Raw genomic sequence first — 16,785 nt, 5'->3', positions numbered from 1 at the left:
GCCCCGCACGTGAAGTGCGGGGCGCCGCCGGAGGGTGATGCTGCGTCAGAGGTGGCGGGTGGCCAGGGTGAGCCGCTCGCGGGCGTCCAGCAGCGCGTCCCGGATCATCTGCTCCCGCCCCGGGGTCAGCCGGGCGATCGGCACCGACACGCTCACGGCGTCCCGCGCCGGGGTGCGGTACGGGATCGCGGTGCCGAAGCAGCGCAGGCCCAGCGTGTTCTCCTCGCGGTCGACCGCGTAGCCGCGCTCGCGGATCTCGCGCAGCTCCTCGATCAGCATCTCGCGGTCGGTGTGGGTGTGCTCGGTCAGCGGCTCCAGCTCGGCCGGCAGCAGCCTGCGGACCTGCTCGTCGGAGTACGTGGCCAGCAGCGCCTTGCCGTGCGAGGTGGAGTGCGCGGGCAGCCTGCGCCCGATCCGGGTGAACGGGCGCAGGCTGTGCTGGGACTGCCGGGTCGCCAGGTAGACCACGTTGGTGCCGTCCAGGCGGGCCAGGTGGATGGTCTCCGAGGTGTCGTCGGCCAGCCGGTCGAGCGTCGGCCGGGCCGCCGCGACCACCTCGTCGCCGTCGATGTACGAGGTGCCGACGAGCAGCGCCCGCACCCCGATGCCGTACCGGGTGCCGGTGGCGTCGGTCTCCACCCAGCCGAGTTCGACCAGGGTGCGCAGCAGCATGTAGAGGCTGCTCTTCGGGTAGCCGGTCTGCTCCTGCACCTCGGCGAGGCTGTGCATGCCGGTGTGCCCCGCGAAGTACTCCAGGAGTTCGACCGTGCGTACGGCGGACTTCACCTGGGCACCGGCGCCGGCGCCGGTGGTGGGGCTGGTCGGTGTGGTCATGCCCTTGACCCCCTCTGTCGCGCGGCGTATCGTCCCGCGAGTTCAACGAGTTGTATGGCGTTCAGCATACTGAACAAATTCATGGTGTGTGGACATCGTGGTGCAGACCACTCGCAGGACCCCGCGCGGGCCCTGGAGCGGACGCTACCGGACCACCACCCCGATGAGGAGGCCTGCGCCGTGACCACCGAAACCGCCGCGACCACGGGGCCGGCGGCGACCGTGCCCGCGACACCCGTGTGGAGCACCGACCCGCGCACCGGCGACCACCGCGCGCAGGTCGCCGTGGAGGCCGGCCCCGCCGACGTCGACCGCGTCGTACGGGCCGCCGCCGGCGCCGCCCACGCCCTGGCCGACCGGCCGCTGCGGGCCGCCCTGCTGCGCGCCGCCGCCGACCACCTGGAGCGCGCCTCCGACGAGGTGATCGCCGTCGCCGACGCGGAGAGCGCCCTCGGAGTGCCCCGGCTCGGCGGAGAACTCGCCCGCACCACCTACCAGTTGCGCGAGTTCGCCGGGATCGTCGAGGAGGGCGCCTACCTCGACGTGGTGATCGACCACGCCGACCCCGCGCTCGGCCGCCCCGACCTGCGCCGGATCCGCACCGGGCTCGGCGTCGTCGCCGTGTTCGCCGCCAGCAACTTCCCGCTCGCCTTCAGCGTCCCCGGCGGCGACACCGCCAGCGCCCTCGCGGCGGGCTGCCCCGTGGTCGTCAAGGCCCACCCCGACCACCCCGCCACGAGCGAACTCTGCGCCCGGCTGCTGCGCGAGGCCGCGGTCTCCGTCGGCCTGCCCGCGGACGTGCTGTCCCTGGTGCACGGGTTCGAGGCGGGGCCCGCGCTCGTCCGCCACCCGCTCACCGCCGCCGTCGGCTTCACCGGCTCCGTCCGCGGCGGGCGCGCCCTGCACGACATCGCGGCGGCCAGGCCCCGGCCGATCCCGTTCCACGGCGAACTCGGCAGCCTCAACCCGGTGGTGGTCACCCCCGCCGCGGCGGCCGGCCGGGCCGCCGAGATCGGTGCGGGCCTGGCCGCGTCCTTCACCCTGGGCAACGGACAGTTCTGCGTGAAGCCGGGCCTGGTGCTGACTCCTGCGGGCGATACCGACGCCGGCGCGCTGGAGATGGCCGTGGTCGAGGCCGCCGGCCGGGCCCCGGCCGCCCCGCTGCTCGACGTCCGGATGCGCACGGCGTTCCTGGCCGGCGTCCGCGAACGGGCCGCACTGCCCGGCGTCGACGAACTGCTCGCGGCGGCCGAGGCACCGACCGCGACCGCACCGCTCGCCGTCCGCCCCGGGGTGCTGGCGGTGCCCGCCGAACTGCTCACCGGTGAGGGCCCGCACGCGCTCCTGCTGGAGGAGTGCTTCGGCCCGGTCACCGTGCTGGCGCGCTACCGCGACCCGGCGGAGCTGGCGGCCGTGCTCGCCCGGCTGGACGGCAACCTCACCGCCACCGTGCAGTTCGCGGCCGACGAGCGCGGCGAGGACGCCGCCGCACTGCTGCGCAGCCTGCTCCCGCTGGCCGGCCGGATCGTGGTCGACGGCTGGCCGACCGGCGTCGCGGTCGCCCCCGCGATGCACCACGGCGGGCCGTACCCGGCCTCCACCTCGACCTCCACCTCGGTCGGCGGGGGCGCGATCGGACGCTGGCTGCGGCCGGTCAGCTACCAGGCCGTCCCCGAGGAGCTCCTGCCGCCCGAACTGCGCGACGGGAACCCGCTGGGCGTGCCGCGGCGGGTGGACGGGCGCTCCGAGCAGGGCCGCTAGGAGCAGCGCCCGGGGGCAGCGCCGTCTGCTGCGCGGCAGGTCAGAGCTCGGTCTGCCGGCGCCGCAGGACGATCCAGAGGTCCACCACCGCGAACAGGGTCAGCGCCCCGCAGGCGACGGCGAAGCCGATCAGCGTCCCCTGGCTCGGCACGCCGTCCGGAGTGGCCCGCGAGGCGAACACGGCGAAGCCGGCCGTGCAGAGCGCGAAGAACGGCGTGAAGGTGAGGGACAGCAGCAACCGCAGTCTGAGGTCGCTCCGGGCGGTGGCGGGTTCTGTTCCGCTGTGCCACCGCCGGGGCGTCGTCGCGCGCATGCCGTCCACCTCCTCCCGGCCGGGCGTTCACCGCACCGGACTACCATTCCCAGCGTACGTCCGGCGCACGTCCGACCAGGAGGGGGCACGGCCATGGCAGGCGGCACGGCGGAGGACTACTGCGGGCTGCCGGCGGCGGTCGCCGAGGAGCGCGCGCGTGAGCACGGCTGGGCCGTCGTCCGGGTGCTCGCCCCCGGCGCCATGATGACCATGGACCACCGCGAGGGCCGGCTGAACCTGCTGGTCAGGGACGGCGTGGTGGAGCGCGGCTGGGAGGGCTGAGGCGCTGCCGAGCCGTCGGCGGCGGGCCCGGTCAGTGCCCCGGGGCGTCGCGGAGCCCGGTCAGGACGGCCGCGGTGGCCCGGTCGGCGGGCAGGAAGGCCTCCAGTTTCAGCTCGGCCAGCGTCACGTCCGCCGCCGTGGCGAAGGTGGTGACGGTGGTGATCAGGCGCAGCAGACCGTGCCGCGAGCGCAGCTCCATCGGCACCGCGAAGCCGAGCGTGTCGGGGGCGGACGGGTGGCGGGCCGGCGCGTAGCCGGCGAGTTCGGCGCAGAGGGCGGCCAGCTGCTCGTCCGGGTGGCGGTCGGCCTCGCGGCGCAGGCCCGACACCACGTGCTGCGCCCAGTCGTCGAAGTTGGCGATGCGCGGCGCCAGGCCCCCGGGGTGCAGCGCGAGCCGGAAGAGGTTCGGCTCCGGGCCGAGCAGTCCGGCGTCGGCCCCCTCGGTGAGCAGCGCGAACGCGTCGTTGGCGGCGACCAGTCGGCCGTAGCGGTCGACGACCACCGCCGGGTAGGGCAGGTGCCCGGTCAGGATGTGCTCCAACGCCTCCATCACCGGGGCGAGTTCGGGGCCGCCGAGGGCGCCGCTCGGGTAGGCGGGGGCGTAACCCGCCGACAGCAGAAGGTCGTTGCGTTCGCGCAGCGGCAGCTCCAGCGACTCGGCCAGCCGCACCACCATCTCCCGGCCGGGGGCGGACCGGCCGGTCTCCATGAAGCTGAGGTGGCGCTGAGTGGTGCCGGCCCGGTCCGCCAGTTCGAGTTGGCTGAGCCGGCGCCGGACGCGCCGCTCGCGTAGTTCCCGGGGGAAGTCCATGGTGCAGTTCTACTGCCGGCGCCGGGGGAGTCGCCATTCCCTGCGGGGAATTGCCGCCCGCACCCGCCCGGCGCAGGCTGGCCCGCATGGATGACGACATTCGCCTCGGGCTGGTGCTGCCGACCGGCCACGCACAGTGGGGTGCGGGCGCCGGCCCGCGTGCCCTGATCGACTTCGCGGTACGGGCCGAGGAGCTGGGGTTCGACTCCCTGTGGGCCGGTGACACCCTGCTCCGCCCCGTGCTGGAACCGCTCGCCCTGCTCGGCGCGCTGGCCGTGCGCACCGAACGGATCACCCTCGGCACGGCGGCGCTGCTGCCCGCCTTCCGCCGGCCCGTCCAGAGCGCGCAGGCGCTCGCCTCGATCGACCAACTCTCCGGCGGGCGGCTGGTGGTGGCAGTCGGCGCGGGCTTCCCCAACCGTTCCGAACGGGAGTACGCCGCCTCCGAGGTGCCCTGGCAGCGCCGCTTCGCCCGGCTCGACGACACCGTCGAACTCTGGCGCCACCTCTGGACCGCCTCCGGCCCCAGCGACTTCCACGGCAAGGTGCTGCACTTCGACGACCTGCCCGAGCCGCTCGCCCCGCACCGCCCCGGCGGTCCGCCGCTCTGGCTCGGCGGTGCGACCCCGGCGGCACTGGAGCGCGCCGGCCGCCGCTACGACGGGTGGCTGCCCTACCCGCCGGACCCGGCCCGGTACGCGCCCGGGCTCGCCGCCGTCCGCGCGTCGGCCACCGGCGCGGGCCGCGACCCGGCCGCGATCACCCCCGCCCTTTACACCACCCTGCTGGTCACGCCGGACGTGGCGTCCGGGCGCGCGGCGCTGGACGCGTACTGCCGGGCGGGGTACGGGCTCCCGCTGGAGGTGGTCGAGACGATCCAGCTCCTCGTCGCCGGGCCGGTCGAGCACATCGCGGACGTCCTGCGGGGCTACCTGTCGGCGGGGGTGACGCACCTGGTCTGCCGGCTCGGCGCACCCGATCTACCGGGCCAGGCAGGGCAGTTGGAGCGGATCGCCGAGCTGCTCCCGGTGCTGCGCGGGTCTGGCTGAACGTCGCACCGCAGCCGGATCGGGGTGTCCGTCGGAGGCGCCCCGATCCGGCCGGAACCCGTCAGTCGAGCGGCCCGCCCGCGACGTAGATGACCTGTCCGGAGACGAAGCCGGCGCCCTCGCCGGCCAGGAAGGAGATCGTGTTGGCGATGTCCTCGGGGACGCCGACGCGGTTGACCGGGATCTGGGTGGCGGCGGCCTGCTTGAACGCCTCGAACTCCATGCCGATCCGGGCGGCGGTGGCCGCCGTCATCTCGGTGGCGATGAAGCCGGGCGCGACGGCGTTGGCGGTGATGCCGAACTTGCCGAGCTCGATGGCCAGGGTCTTGGTGAAGCCCTGCAGGCCGGCCTTCGCGGCGGAGTAGTTGGCCTGGCCGCGGTTGCCCTGGGCGGAGGAGGAGGACAGGTTGACGACGCGGCCGAAGCCGGCGTCCACCATGTGCTTCTGCACCGCGCGGGTCATCAGGAAGGCGCCCTTGAGGTGCACGTTCATCACGGTGTCCCAGTCCGACTCGGACATCTTGAACAGCAGGTTGTCGCGGAGCACGCCGGCGTTGTTGACCAGCACGACCGGGGCGCCCAGTTCGGCGGCGATCCTGTCGACGGCGGCCTGGACCTGCTCGGCGTCCGAGACGTCCGCGCCGACGGCCAGGGCCTGCCCGCCGGCCGCGACGATCTTGTCGACGGTGTCCTTGCCGGCCGCCTCCTCCAGGTCGACCACGGCGACGGCATAGCCGTCGGCCGCCAGCCGGAGGGCGGTGGCGGCGCCGATTCCGCGTGCTGCGCCGGTGACGACCGCGACCCGGGGGGCGGTGCTCTGCTCGGTCATGCTCGGTCTCGTCTCTCTTGGTGGGTTACGGGCAGGCACCGGTTTTTTTCGGCGACCGGCCCGGGAGGGTGGCGTTGAGAGCGCTTCGCGCACACCTTACCGACGAGTAGTCATCGGAACCAGAGGACAGAGCCGCAGGTGACAGACGGTAAGGACCGGCCGGTCGGCTTTCTGCTGCGAATGAGTGAACGGCACCCCGCAGGGGCGCGTAAATATGCCAAGTTCCCGGAAGTTGCGTCTACTATCGGCCCCCGTCTGCCAGCAGGGGCTTGGCGTTTGTATAGTGTGCGCCAGCAGCCACCGGCTGCACGGCTGGCGCGCCCTCCCTCATAGCGGGACGCCCACACGCCGTTACTGCCCCACCCGGGTGTCCCACACACACCGGGTGTGACATCGGGACGGATACATGGTGCTGGGGGAGATCCCGACGACCCGCGTGTCCGCGCGACTGCAGCAGTCGCCCGGCCACCTCATCCGCGTCGCGCAGCAGGTCCACACCAGGTTGTGGTCCGAGCACGTCGGCGCAGACCTCACGGCGCCACAGTTCGCCGTGCTGCTCGTCCTCGCTCTCGAACCGGGCGCCGACCAGCGCACGGTGGGGGAGCGGGCCTCGCTCGACAAGGCGACGATGGCCGAAATGGTCGCTCGTCTGGTCCGACGGGGTCTGGTGCTGCGGCGCCGCGACCCGGCGGACGGCCGGCGCAAGCTGCTGGCGCTCTCTCAGAACGGCGCGCAGGCGGTGCGCGAGGCCACCGGCGGAGTGGTCAGGGTGCAGCGGACGCTCTTCGAGCCGCTCAGCCCCGAGGAGCAGATCGACATCGTCAAGGTGATGGCGAGGATAGCCAGGCTGGAGCCGGCCGCGGTGGCCGTGATGGCCGACGCGCGCCCGATACTGGACGCCCAGCGGGCGATCGGCTATCTGATCCGGGTCGGCCAGCAGGTGCACACCAAGCTCTGGTCCGAGCACGTCGGTTCCGAGCTGACGGCGCCGCAGTACGCGGTGCTGGACGCGCTGGAGCTGGAGCCGGGCGCCGACCAGCGCACCGTCGGCGAGCTGGCCTCGCTGGACAAGGCGACGATGGCCGAGATGGTCAGCCGCCTCGTCCGCCGCGGCCTGGTGCTGCGTCGCCGGGACCCTTCGGACGGGCGCCGCAACCTGCTCTCGCTGTCCTCGGCGGGACAGGACCTGCTGCACCGCTCGGCCGCCGGCGTCCGGCAGGTGCAGCTGCTGCTGCTCTCCCCGCTGGAGGAGCACGAGCACGAGGCGGCCCTCGCGCTGCTCGCCAAGGCGGCCCGTCTGTAGACCAGCTAAAACGATTCGCCTCGTCGCCGAAGGCCGTCACCCGACCGGGGTGACGGCCTTCGGCCTGGGCGCACCGGGCCGGTGATGTTCCGTCAGGCCGGCCGCGGCATCAGTTCCAGTCGAAATCCTGCGGGTCCGGGCCGAGGCGCTCACCGGACTCGACGCCGGCGATCGCCGCGAGGTCCTCGGCGTCCAGCTCGAAGCCGGCGACGTCCAGGTTCTCCCTGATCCGCGAGGGGGTGACGGACTTCGGGATCGCGATCACGCCGCTCTGCAGGTGCCAGCGCAGCACGACCTGGGCGACGGTACGGCCGTGCTTCTCGGCGATCTTCACCAGCGCGGGCTCGGTGAGCAGGCCCTTGCCCTGGCCCAGCGGGCTCCACGCCTCGGTGGCGATGCCGTGCCGGGCGTGGAAGGCGCGCAGCTCGCGCTGCGGGAAGTGCGGGTGCAGCTCGACCTGGTTCAGGACGGGCACCACCGAGGACTCCGCCAGCAGGCGGGTCAGCTGCTCGGGGCCGAAGTTGGACACGCCGACGGACTTCACCCGGCCGTCCGCGAGCAGCTGCTCGAAGGCCTTCCAGATGTTCAGGTAGCTACCGTGCATCGGGCGCGGCCAGTGGATCAGGTAGAGGTCGACGTAGTCGAGACCCAGCTTGCCCAGCGAGTCGTCGAAGGCCTTCAGCACGGCGTCGCGGCCCTGGTCCCCCGACCAGTCGGCGGTGCCCGAGTTCCACAGCTTGGTGGTGACGAAGAGGTCCTCGCGGGCGACGCCGCCGGCCAGTGCCTCGGCGAGCGCCTGGCCGGTACCGGCCTCGTTCTCGTAGATCGCGGCCGTGTCGATCGAGCGGTAGCCCGCCTCGACGGCGCTGCGCACCGCAGCGGTCGCCTCGGCGTCCGGGACCTGCCAGACGCCGAAACCGAGCTGCGGGATCTCGACCCCGTTGTTGAGGGTGACGTTGGGGATGGTGCTCACGGGAAGGGGTGCCCTCCTGGTCGTCCAATGCTTCCGGACGTCCCAACCAGCGGGATCGACCGTATGTTCCCCGAACGAACAGGATTGTTTCCGATTCTGCGGGCGGCCGGAAAACCTGTTGCGCAGGTCACAGTCCGGCGGGCAGGCTCGTCTCCCATGACGTCCTGAACCTGCCCGGCCGTGACCTCGCCGGCCCCGTCCCGCCGGCGGCGCCCGCCCGCGGGCCCGCCCGCACACCCCTTCTACGGGCCCGACGCCCACCGCGCCGGGTCCCCAGCCGCGCCCGCGACCCGGGCCGCGAGCTCCCTGGCCCGTGCCCGTACACCCCCGCAACGGAGCGTCATGCCGCTCAGAACCCTGCCGATGCCCGACCCCGGCAGTCCCGACCTCTCCTCACCGCTCGCCTTCCTGCGCTGGCTCCAGCGCAGCCAACGGCGCGGCCAGGTGCTCTCCACCTGCTGGGCGCTGCTGGAGATGGGCTGCCAGGCAGCCCTGCCGCTGCCGCTCGGGCGGGGCGTCCAGGCCGCCGTCGACGGCGACAGCGCCGGAATCTGGCAGGCCGGTGCCTTCGCACTCGCGCTGGCCGTCGTCGCCTCCGTCGGCACCGTGCTGCTGCACCGCCAGGCCGTCTGGAACTGGATCACCGCCGCCACCCAGGTCCGCCAGCTGGTCGCCCGCCAGGCCTCCCGGCTCGGCGCCGGCCTCTCCCGCCGGATCGCCACCGGCGAGATCGTCGCCGTCGGCAGCGGCGACGTGGAGAAGATCGGCTGGTACGTCGAGCTGGTCGCCCGGGTCCGCGCCGCCGTGCTGGTCTGGCTCGCCGTCAGTGCCGTGGTGCTGACCGTCCAGCCGCTGCTCGGCCTCATCGTGCTGCTCGGCGTGCCGGTGCTCGCCGCCTCCGTCTGGCCGCTGCTCGGGCCGTTCGAGAAGCGCTACTCCGAACAGCGCGCGCTCGGCGGCAAGGCCACCGAGCTGGCCGCCGACACCGTCGCCGGGCTGCGCGTGCTGCGCGGCATCGGCGGCGAGGAGCTGTTCCTGGCGCGCTACCGCGCCGCCTCCCAGAAGGTCCGGGCCGCCGCCGTGCGCGCCACCAGGCTGTCCTCGCTGATGCAGGCCCAGCAGGTGCTGCTGCCCGGCCTCTTCGTGGTCGGCATCACCTGGTACGGCGCCCACCTCGCCGCCGCCGGCGAGATCGGGATCGGGACCCTGGTCTCGGTGTACGGCGCGACCGCCTTCCTGGCCGCCCCGCTGCGCATCCTCGGCGAGGCCGCGCACGCCTGGAGCGTCGCCCGGGTCTCCGCCGGCCGGGCCGCCCGGGTGCTCGCGCTGACCCGCGGCACCACCGTGCCGGACGCCACCCTGGGCCGTCCCGAGGCCGGCGACCTGCACGACCCCGTCACCGGTCTGACCGCCCGCGCGGGCGAGCTGACGGCCGTGGTCTGCGGCGACCCGGACTTCGCGGGGCTGCTCGCCGAGCGCCTCGGGGGCCACGTCCCGCTGCCTGAGGGCTCCGACGACGCCCCGGTGCCCGGTCCGGCGCAGGAATCGGCGCACGGACCGGAGCAGGGACCGGGGCAGGGACCGGGGCTCGCCGTCGAGCCGCCGCTGCCCTCGGTACGCCTCGGCGGCACCCCGCTGGACGCCGTCCCGCTGTCCGAGGCCCGCGCCGCCGTGCTGGTCCACGACAAGGAGCCGGTGCTGCTCTCCGGCACCCTTGCCGAACTGCTGGACATCCCGGCCTCCGGCCGGGTCGAGGCCGCCGACGCGCTGGCCGCGGCCCGCGCCGAGGACGTCCTGGAGGCGCTGGTGGACGGCTCGCCCGACTGCGGCGGCGACCCGATGCGGGCCAGGATCACCGAGCGCGGCCGCTCGCTCTCCGGCGGCCAGCGCCAGCGGCTCGCGCTGGCCCGCTCGCTGTTCGCCGACCCGCCCGTCCTCGTCCTGGACGAGCCGACCAGCGCGGTCGACGCCCACACCGAGTCGCGGATCGCGGCCGGCCTGCGCAGGAACCGGGCCGGCCGCACCACCGTCGTCCTCGCGACCAGCCCGCTGCTGCTCGACCAGGCCGACCGTGTCGTGCTGGTGCACGACGGCCGGGTCACCGCCGCCGGCAGCCACCGCGAGCTGCTGCGCAGCGAGCCGCACTACCGCGCCGTGGTCACCCGCGAGCAGGAGCCGGCGGCGGTGCAGGACCCGGTGGCCGTGAAGGAGCCGGTGTGAGCGACCTCCGTGGCGCCGTCCGTCCTGCTGTCCCTCCCACCGCCCCTCCCACCGCCCCTCCCGCCGTCCTTCCCGCCGTCCCTCCCACTGCCCGTCTTGCTGCCCGTTCCCCCGGCGAAGCCGCCGGACCTCGCCCCAGGAGCACCGCATGAAGCCACCCGCCCAGCAGGAGCACGGGCCGGCCACCATGCTGCCCGTCGGCTCCCCGGCGGCCGTCCGCAGCTACGTCCGCCTGCTCGCCCGGCGCCACCGGGCCAACTTCGGCTCGGTGGTCGCCCTGCACGCCGTCGCCACGGTGGCCGGCCTGGTCGGCCCGTGGGTGCTCGGCAGGCTCGTCGAGTCACTCGCCACCGGCACCGCCGAGAGCACCATCATGGCGGCCGTCGGGTGGTACCTGCTGGCCCTGGTCGTGCAGTCCGGCTTCACCTGGTGGTCCCGGCTGCGGGGCGGCGTGCTCGGCGAGGAGGTGCTCGCCGACCTGCGGGAGGACTTCCTGGTGCGCTCGGTGGCGCTGCCGCCCGGCGTGCTGGAGCGGGCCGGCACCGGCGACCTGGTGTCGCGCGGCACCACCGACGTCGACCGGCTCTCCAAGTCCGTCCGGGAGGCGGTGCCGGAGCTGGCCGTCGCGGTGGTCTCGCTGGTGCTGGTGCTGGGCGCCCTCGTCGTCACCTCGCCGCTGCTGGCGCTGACCGCGGTCACCGGCCTGCCGCTGCTGCTGGTCAGCTCCCGCTGGTACTTCCGCCGCGCCCCGCAGTCCTACCGCTCGGAGTCGGCGGGGTACGCGGCCGTGAACACCGTGCTGGCGGAGACGGTCGACGCCGGCCGGACGGTCGAGACCCTGCGCCTGGGCGACGACCGGGTCAGGCTCACCGACCGCAAGCTCGGCGAGTGGCTGGCCTGGGAGCGCTACACGATGTGGCTGCGCACCATGTGGTTCCCGGCCATCGACGCCGTCTACAGCCTCGCCGTGCTCGGCACGCTGGTGCTCGGCGGGCTGTTCACCCTCAAGGGCTGGATCAGCGTGGGCCAGCTGACCACCGGGGTGCTCTACGCGCAGGCGCTGACCGGGCCGGTCGATCTGATCCTGCGCTGGTACGACGAACTCCAGGTCGGCCAGGCCTCGCTGGCCCGGCTGGTCGGGGTCCGCGAGGTGGAGGACCCGGAGACGGACGACTCCGTCCACCCGGACGGCCGCCGGGTGGAGGCCACCGACGTCCGCTTCGGCTACCGCGAGGGCTCCGACGTGCTGCACGGCATCAGCCTGGACATCGCGCCGGGCAGCCGGGTGGCGCTGGTCGGGCCCTCGGGGGCGGGCAAGTCCACCCTCGGGCGGTTGCTGGCCGGGATCTACGCCCCGGGCCGGGGCAGCGTGACGCTGGGGGGCGCCTCGCTCGCGCGGATGCCCGCCGAGCGGGTCCGCGCCCGGGTCGCGCTGGTCAACCAGGAGCACCACGTGTTCGTCGGCACGCTGCGGGACAACCTGCGGCTCGCCGCGCCGGAGGCCGACGACACCGAGCTGCGCGCAGCACTGGCGGCGGTCGACGCCACCGAGTGGGCGGACGCACTGGCGGAGGGCCTGGACACCGAGGTCGGCTCCGGCGCGGTGGCCCTCACCCCGCCGCAGGCGCAGCAGCTCGCGCTGGCCCGGCTCGTCCTGGCGGACCCGCACACCCTCGTCCTGGACGAGGCGACCTCGCTGCTCGACCCGCGCGCGGCCCGGCACCTGGAGCGCTCGCTCTCGCGGGTGCTGGAGGGCCGGACGGTGATCGCGATCGCCCACCGGCTGCACACCGCGCACGACGCGGACGTGATCGCGGTGGTCGAGGGCGGCCGGATCAGCGAGTACGGCAGCCACCCGGAGCTGGTCGCGGCGGGCGGCCCGTACGCCGCGCTCTGGCGCTCCTGGCGGGACGAGGGCTAGCGCCCGACGGCCCGTCCACCCCGGCCCGTCCGGCCCCGTCGAGGGTGCCGGTCGGGCCGGGGCCGTCGTGGGGCTGGGCCATCCGGGTGTTGCGGTGGATCCGGGTGGGCCAGGCGCGGCCGGGCGGCCGGACTAATCAGGACGAATGCGCACACACTGCCGTGGTGACCAAGATTTCAGACGGTTCGTCGTCCTTCGGTTCCAAGGGCCCCAGGAGCGAGATCGCGGGTGTCCCGACCCGCTACATCGCGATCGGCGTGATCATCGTCCTTGCGGTGTGGTTCCTGTTCGCCAACCTTGAGCGGGTGAAGATCCAGTTCTGGGTGTTCACCGTCACCGCCCCGCTCTGGATCGCGCTGCTCGCGACACTGGTCGCGGGCGGTGCGCTGGGCTGGCTGCTCAAGGGCAGGCGCAGCAAGTAACGGTCGCTGCGACCCTGAGGAGGGGACACCCGGGTGAGCACTGCCGCCTTCACGCCGCTGATCGAACTGAGCGGCGTCAACAAGCACTTCGGCGAACTGCACGTCCTGCGGGACATCGACCTGACGGTCGGCCGCGGCGAGGTCGTCGTGGTGATCGGGCCGTCCGGCTCCGGCAAGTCCACGCTGTGCCGGGCCGTCAATCGGCTGGAGCCGATCGAGACCGGCACCATCACCATCGACGGTGAGCCGCTGCCCGCCGAGGGCAAGGGCCTGGCGAAGCTGCGCGCCGAGGTCGGGATGGTGTTCCAGTCCTTCAACCTGTTCGCGCACAAGACCGTGCTGCAGAACGTCTCGCTCGCCCAGGTCAAGGTCCGCGGGCGGGGCCGGGCCGAGGCCGACGCGAAGTCCCGGGCCCTGCTGGAGCGGGTCGGACTCGCCTCGCAGGCCGACAAGTACCCGGCCCAGCTCTCCGGCGGCCAGCAGCAGCGGGTGGCGATCGCCCGCGCGCTGGCGATGGACCCGAAGGCGCTGCTCTTCGACGAGCCCACCTCCGCCCTCGACCCCGAGATGATCAACGAGGTGCTGGACGTCATGCAGGAACTCGCCCGCGAGGGCATGACCATGGTCGTGGTCACCCACGAGATGGGCTTCGCCCGCGCCTCCGCCAACCGGGTGGTCTTCATGGCGGACGGACGGATCGTCGAGGACCGCACCCCCGAGGCGTTCTTCGACGCCCCCGAGAGCGAGCGGGCCAGGGACTTCCTGTCCAAGATCCTGAAGCACTGAGGGGTCGTCATGACGGTCGTCAAGCGGGCCCTCGCAGCCCTCGCAGCCCTCGCCGTGCTGGCCGCCTGCGGCAAGCCCGGCACCCCGCCCCCGAAGGGGCCGCAGCCGGGCGCCCTGCCCGGCTACCAGGTCCGCACCGGCGCGCCGGTCAACGGATCGCCGACCCTGGACGCCGCCCGCGGCCGCGGCCACCTGGTCGTCGGGGCCAAGGAGGACCAGCCCTACCTGGGCCAGAAGAACCCGGCCACCGGCACGTACTCCGGCTTCGACATCGAGATCGCCAGGATGGTCGCGGCCTCGCTCGGCTTCGGTCCGGACCGCATCGAGTTCCGGACCATCGCCTCCGCCAACCGCGAGACCGCGCTGCAGAACGGCCAGGTCGACTACTACGTGGGCACCTACACGATCAACGACAACCGCAAGAAGCTGGTCGGCTTCGCGGGCCCGTACTTCATCGCGGGGCAGTCCCTGCTGGTGCGCAGGAGCAACGACAGCATCCACGGGCCACAGGACCTGGCCGGCCGGAAGGTCTGCTCGGCTGCGGGTTCCACCCCGTACCAGCGGATCGAGAAGGACTACCCGAAGGCCCGCCTGGTCGGCTACGACACCTACTCCGCCTGCGTGGACAACCTGGTCACCGGCCAGGTGGACGCCGTCACCACGGACAACGCCATCCTCCAGGGCTACGCCGCCAAGGCACCGGACGAGATGAAGATCGCCGGGGAGCCGTTCTCCAAGGAGCCGTACGGCATCGGCACCCCCCGCAACGACACGGTGCTGCGGCTGGCGCTCGACGACGCGCTGGCCGCGCACGAGCAGAACGGCGACTGGAAGAAGGCCTACGACGCCACCCTCGGCCTGTCCGGGGTGCCGGCGCCCACCCCGCCGCCGATCGACCGGTACTGAGGAGGCCGCACCGCATGAAAGTCCTGACCGACAACTTCTCGACGTACTGGCACGGCTTCGTCGGCACCCTCGAACTGACCCTGGTCAGCGGCGTGCTGGCGATGCTGCTGGGCGTCCTGATGGCCGGGTTCCGGGTCTCGCCGATCAAGTCGCTGCGCGCCTTCGGCACCGTCTGGGTGACCGTCCTGCGCAACACCCCGCTCACCCTGCTGTTCTTCATCGTGGTGCTCGGCCTGCCGCGCTTCGACATCGTGCTGCCGTTCTTCACCTTCTCGGTGCTCGCCCTCGGCTGCTACACCTCGGCGTTCATCTGCGAGGTGCTGCGCTCGGGCATCAACACGGTGCCGCTCGGCCAGGGCGAGGCGGCCCGCAGCCTGGGCATGACGTTCGGCCAGACGCTCAGCCTGATCGTGCTCCCGCAGGCGTCCCGCTCGGTGGTCGCACCGATCGGCAGCGTGCTGATCGCGCTCGCCAAGAACACCGCGATCGCGGGCTCCTTCAGCGTGGTCGAACTGCTCGGCAGCTACCGGACCATCAACGAACTGGGCTACAGCATCGTCTGGACCTTCGTCTGGATCGCCGTCGGCTACCTGATCCTGACCCTCGCCATCAGCGCCGTGTTCAACCTCCTCGAACGACGACTGGCGGTGTCCCGATGACGGTTGCCTCCCCGCCCTCCTCCGCGCTGTACGACGTCCCCGGCCCGAAGGCGGCGGCCCGGCACCGGATGTACGGCTGGATCGCGCTGCTGGCGATCGCCGCACTGCTCGGCTGGATCGTCTACATGCTGTTCCACACCGACCAGTTCACCTACCAGAAGTGGATGCCGTTCGAGTACCGGGGCGTTCAGGAGCTGCTTCTGCGCGGGCTGCGCAACACCCTGGAGGCGTTCGGCTGGACGGTGCTGTTCGCGCTGCCGTTCGGCGCGCTGTTCGCCGCCGGCCGGCTCTCCGACCACCGGGCGGTGCGCTGGGTGTCCACCGTGGTGGTGGAGTTCTTCCGGGCGATGCCGGTACTGGTGATGATCTTCTTCATCTTCATCGCCCTCCAGGTCGAACCGCTCTGGGCACTGGTGGCCGGCCTGACCCTCTACAACGGCTCGGTGCTCGCCGAGGTCTTCCGGGCCGGCGTGCTCGCCGTGCCCAAGGGGCAGAAGGAGGCGGCCTTCGCCCTCGGCATGCGCAAGACCCAGGTGATGGCGTACGTCCTGGTGCCGCAGGCCAACCGGGCGATGCTGCCGGCCATCATCAGCCAGCTGGTGGTCGCCCTCAAGGACACCTCGCTCGGCTTCCTGATCACCTTCGAGGAGTTCCTGCACGCCGGAAAGCTGATCGCCACCAACCTCGACTACGACCTGCCGTTCATCCCGGTGGTGATGGTGATCGCACCGGTCTACATCGGGATGTGCCTCGCACTGTCCTGGCTGGCCCACTGGTTGGAGCGCCGCGGGCGGCGCAGTCCCAAGGTCAGGGGCGGCGCCCCGGTGGCGGCCGCGGACGCGCCCACGGGTCTGCCGCCCGAGGCCGGGCGGTAGCCGCGCTCCGATAGAGTCGACCACGCACCGATGGCCGGCTCCGGCGGCCATGACCGACACCTGAGACCCGAGGCCCCCATGGCGACCGCACCACCCGACCGGGACGGATCCGCTGCCGTCGACACGCTCGACCGGCGGGAAGGCCCCTACGGTGAGGTCGTCCTCAGACGCCGCGGCGAGCACTACGAGATCATCGCCAACGGCTGCTTCCTGATGGACACCGCCGACGGCCGCTCCGAGCGCCTGCTCGTCCAGGCCGCACTCGACGAGCTCGGCCCGGCCACCGGCGGGCCCGCCGTACTGATCGGGGGCCTCGGCGTCGGCTTCTCCCTCGCGTACGCCGCCGCCGAACCGCGCTGGGCCCGGATCGCTGTCGTCGAGCGCGAGGGCGCCGTCATCGACTGGCACCGCACCGGCCCGCTCGGCGCGATCTCGGCGGGCGCCCTGGCCGACCCGCGCGTCGAGGTGCTGCACACCGACCTGCTGGAGTACCTGCACGGCGAGGCCGGCACCGACCGCTACGACGCCCTCTGCCTCGACATCGACAACGGCCCCGACTGGACGGTCACCGACTCCAACACCGGCCTGTACGGCCCGGCCGGCCTGGCCGCGATCCAGCGCCGGCTGCGCCCCGGCGGCGTCCTCGCGGTGTGGAGCGCGCAGCCGTCCACCGCGTTCGAGGACGCGCTGCGGACGGCCGGGTTCACCGGCGTCGTCACCCACGAGATCCCGGTGGCCCGGGGCGTACCGGACGTCGTCCACCTGGCCCGCCGGGCGGCCTGACAGCACGGCGGTGCCCGCCGCCCCGGGTGCGGGCGGCGGGCACCTTGACCCTACTGGC

At 73.4% G+C, this 16,785-nt stretch carries 17 protein-coding genes; 12 read left to right on the top strand and 5 right to left on the bottom strand.

Translation table 11 applies throughout. The annotated features are described in order from the left end of the window. Positions 1-45: 45 nt before the first annotated feature. Positions 46-834: an IclR family transcriptional regulator gene (locus tag ACFUK0_RS25915; RefSeq protein ID WP_380254212.1), complete on the bottom strand. Its 789-nt coding sequence runs from the start codon at positions 832-834 to the stop codon at positions 46-48. Positions 835-1,056: 222 nt separating this feature from the next. Between ACFUK0_RS25915 and ACFUK0_RS25910 the strand changes: the two genes are divergently transcribed. Beyond that, positions 1,057-2,595, top strand: coding sequence for an aldehyde dehydrogenase family protein (locus tag ACFUK0_RS25910; RefSeq protein WP_380254216.1), 1,539 nt, complete (start codon positions 1,057-1,059; stop codon positions 2,593-2,595). Between the two features lie 40 nt (positions 2,596-2,635). Here the strand turns inward: ACFUK0_RS25910 and ACFUK0_RS25905 are convergent, their stop codons facing one another. Then, a complete protein-coding gene (locus ACFUK0_RS25905; protein ID WP_380254210.1) occupies positions 2,636-2,908 on the bottom strand; it encodes a DUF6343 family protein in 273 nt (90 codons plus the stop codon). 93 nt (positions 2,909-3,001) lie between these two features. Between ACFUK0_RS25905 and ACFUK0_RS25900 the strand changes: the two genes are divergently transcribed. Then, complete coding sequence (locus ACFUK0_RS25900; RefSeq protein ID WP_380254208.1) at positions 3,002-3,190, top strand: I78 family peptidase inhibitor; 189 nt, start codon at positions 3,002-3,004, stop codon at positions 3,188-3,190. A 31-nt stretch (positions 3,191-3,221) separates the two neighbouring features. Here ACFUK0_RS25900 and ACFUK0_RS25895 read toward each other — a convergent pair whose 3' ends face one another. After that, a complete protein-coding gene (locus tag ACFUK0_RS25895; protein ID WP_380254206.1) occupies positions 3,222-4,001 on the bottom strand; it encodes a helix-turn-helix domain-containing protein in 780 nt (259 codons plus the stop codon). An 86-nt stretch (positions 4,002-4,087) separates the two neighbouring features. Here ACFUK0_RS25895 and ACFUK0_RS25890 point away from each other — a divergent pair, with 86 nt between their 5' ends. Next, on the top strand, positions 4,088-5,050 hold the full coding sequence (locus ACFUK0_RS25890) for an LLM class flavin-dependent oxidoreductase (protein ID WP_380254204.1): 963 nt from the start codon (positions 4,088-4,090) through the stop codon (positions 5,048-5,050). A gap of 61 nt (positions 5,051-5,111) precedes the next feature. Here the strand turns inward: ACFUK0_RS25890 and fabG are convergent, their stop codons facing one another. Further along, positions 5,112-5,879, bottom strand: coding sequence for a 3-oxoacyl-ACP reductase FabG (gene fabG / locus ACFUK0_RS25885; protein WP_380254202.1), 768 nt, complete (start codon positions 5,877-5,879; stop codon positions 5,112-5,114). A gap of 406 nt (positions 5,880-6,285) precedes the next feature. Here fabG and ACFUK0_RS25880 point away from each other — a divergent pair, with 406 nt between their 5' ends. Then, positions 6,286-7,182, top strand: coding sequence for a MarR family transcriptional regulator (locus ACFUK0_RS25880; protein WP_380254199.1), 897 nt, complete (start codon positions 6,286-6,288; stop codon positions 7,180-7,182). Between the two features lie 109 nt (positions 7,183-7,291). Here the strand turns inward: ACFUK0_RS25880 and ACFUK0_RS25875 are convergent, their stop codons facing one another. Beyond that, complete coding sequence (locus ACFUK0_RS25875) at positions 7,292-8,155, bottom strand: aldo/keto reductase (RefSeq protein WP_380254197.1); 864 nt, start codon at positions 8,153-8,155, stop codon at positions 7,292-7,294. A 342-nt stretch (positions 8,156-8,497) separates the two neighbouring features. Here ACFUK0_RS25875 and ACFUK0_RS25870 point away from each other — a divergent pair, with 342 nt between their 5' ends. The 8 genes from ACFUK0_RS25870 (at position 8,498) to ACFUK0_RS25835 (ending at position 16,727) form a co-directional block, all read left to right on the top strand. Continuing rightward, entirely contained in the window at positions 8,498-10,375 is a 1,878-nt protein-coding gene (locus ACFUK0_RS25870) for an ABC transporter transmembrane domain-containing protein (RefSeq protein ID WP_380254195.1), read from the top strand. Positions 10,376-10,523: 148 nt separating this feature from the next. Continuing rightward, on the top strand, positions 10,524-12,296 hold the full coding sequence (locus ACFUK0_RS25865; protein WP_380254193.1) for an ABC transporter ATP-binding protein: 1,773 nt from the start codon (positions 10,524-10,526) through the stop codon (positions 12,294-12,296). Positions 12,297-12,460: 164 nt separating this feature from the next. Next, on the top strand, positions 12,461-12,718 hold the full coding sequence (locus tag ACFUK0_RS25860) for a LapA family protein (RefSeq protein ID WP_380254191.1): 258 nt from the start codon (positions 12,461-12,463) through the stop codon (positions 12,716-12,718). Between the two features lie 33 nt (positions 12,719-12,751). Next, positions 12,752-13,504 (top strand): amino acid ABC transporter ATP-binding protein, encoded by a 753-nt coding sequence (locus ACFUK0_RS25855; RefSeq protein ID WP_380254189.1) that lies wholly within the window; start codon positions 12,752-12,754, stop codon positions 13,502-13,504. Between the two features lie 9 nt (positions 13,505-13,513). After that, positions 13,514-14,410, top strand: a complete 897-nt coding sequence (locus tag ACFUK0_RS25850) for a glutamate ABC transporter substrate-binding protein (protein ID WP_380254187.1) — start codon at positions 13,514-13,516, stop codon at positions 14,408-14,410. Between the two features lie 14 nt (positions 14,411-14,424). Continuing rightward, positions 14,425-15,069 (top strand): amino acid ABC transporter permease, encoded by a 645-nt coding sequence (locus ACFUK0_RS25845; RefSeq protein ID WP_380254185.1) that lies wholly within the window; start codon positions 14,425-14,427, stop codon positions 15,067-15,069. Beyond that, the gene (locus tag ACFUK0_RS25840; protein WP_380254183.1) at positions 15,066-15,944 is read left to right on the top strand and encodes an amino acid ABC transporter permease; all 879 of its coding nucleotides are present in this window, start codon (positions 15,066-15,068) and stop codon (positions 15,942-15,944) included. The genes ACFUK0_RS25845 and ACFUK0_RS25840 overlap by 4 nt, the downstream gene beginning before the upstream one ends. 78 nt (positions 15,945-16,022) lie before the next feature. Further along, positions 16,023-16,727 (top strand): spermidine synthase, encoded by a 705-nt coding sequence (locus ACFUK0_RS25835; RefSeq protein WP_380254181.1) that lies wholly within the window; start codon positions 16,023-16,025, stop codon positions 16,725-16,727. The last annotated feature ends 58 nt before the right edge of the window (positions 16,728-16,785 follow it).

This window comes from Kitasatospora sp. NPDC057223, from assembly GCF_042669755.1.
Lineage (GTDB): Bacteria > Actinomycetota > Actinomycetes > Streptomycetales > Streptomycetaceae > Kitasatospora.
The sequence above is the reverse complement of the archived record's forward strand: the minus strand, read 5'-3'. Positions and strand labels throughout refer to the sequence as shown.

What these genes read in the sequence shown, in the direction of transcription:
- ACFUK0_RS25915 (WP_380254212.1), bottom strand. Translation starts at nt 834, where the DNA reads ATGACCACACCGACCAGCCCCACCACCGGCGCCGGCGCCGGTGCCCAG.
- ACFUK0_RS25905 (WP_380254210.1), bottom strand. Translation starts at nt 2,908, where the DNA reads ATGCGCGCGACGACGCCCCGGCGGTGGCACAGCGGAACAGAACCCGCC.
- ACFUK0_RS25900 (WP_380254208.1), top strand. Translation starts at nt 3,002, where the DNA reads ATGGCAGGCGGCACGGCGGAGGACTACTGCGGGCTGCCGGCGGCGGTC.
- ACFUK0_RS25895 (WP_380254206.1), bottom strand. Translation starts at nt 4,001, where the DNA reads ATGGACTTCCCCCGGGAACTACGCGAGCGGCGCGTCCGGCGCCGGCTC.
- ACFUK0_RS25890 (WP_380254204.1), top strand. Translation starts at nt 4,088, where the DNA reads ATGGATGACGACATTCGCCTCGGGCTGGTGCTGCCGACCGGCCACGCA.
- fabG (WP_380254202.1), bottom strand. Translation starts at nt 5,879, where the DNA reads ATGACCGAGCAGAGCACCGCCCCCCGGGTCGCGGTCGTCACCGGCGCA.
- ACFUK0_RS25880 (WP_380254199.1), top strand. Translation starts at nt 6,286, where the DNA reads ATGGTGCTGGGGGAGATCCCGACGACCCGCGTGTCCGCGCGACTGCAG.
- ACFUK0_RS25870 (WP_380254195.1), top strand. Translation starts at nt 8,498, where the DNA reads ATGCCGCTCAGAACCCTGCCGATGCCCGACCCCGGCAGTCCCGACCTC.
- ACFUK0_RS25865 (WP_380254193.1), top strand. Translation starts at nt 10,524, where the DNA reads ATGAAGCCACCCGCCCAGCAGGAGCACGGGCCGGCCACCATGCTGCCC.
- ACFUK0_RS25850 (WP_380254187.1), top strand. Translation starts at nt 13,514, where the DNA reads ATGACGGTCGTCAAGCGGGCCCTCGCAGCCCTCGCAGCCCTCGCCGTG.
- ACFUK0_RS25845 (WP_380254185.1), top strand. Translation starts at nt 14,425, where the DNA reads ATGAAAGTCCTGACCGACAACTTCTCGACGTACTGGCACGGCTTCGTC.
- ACFUK0_RS25840 (WP_380254183.1), top strand. Translation starts at nt 15,066, where the DNA reads ATGACGGTTGCCTCCCCGCCCTCCTCCGCGCTGTACGACGTCCCCGGC.
- ACFUK0_RS25835 (WP_380254181.1), top strand. Translation starts at nt 16,023, where the DNA reads ATGGCGACCGCACCACCCGACCGGGACGGATCCGCTGCCGTCGACACG.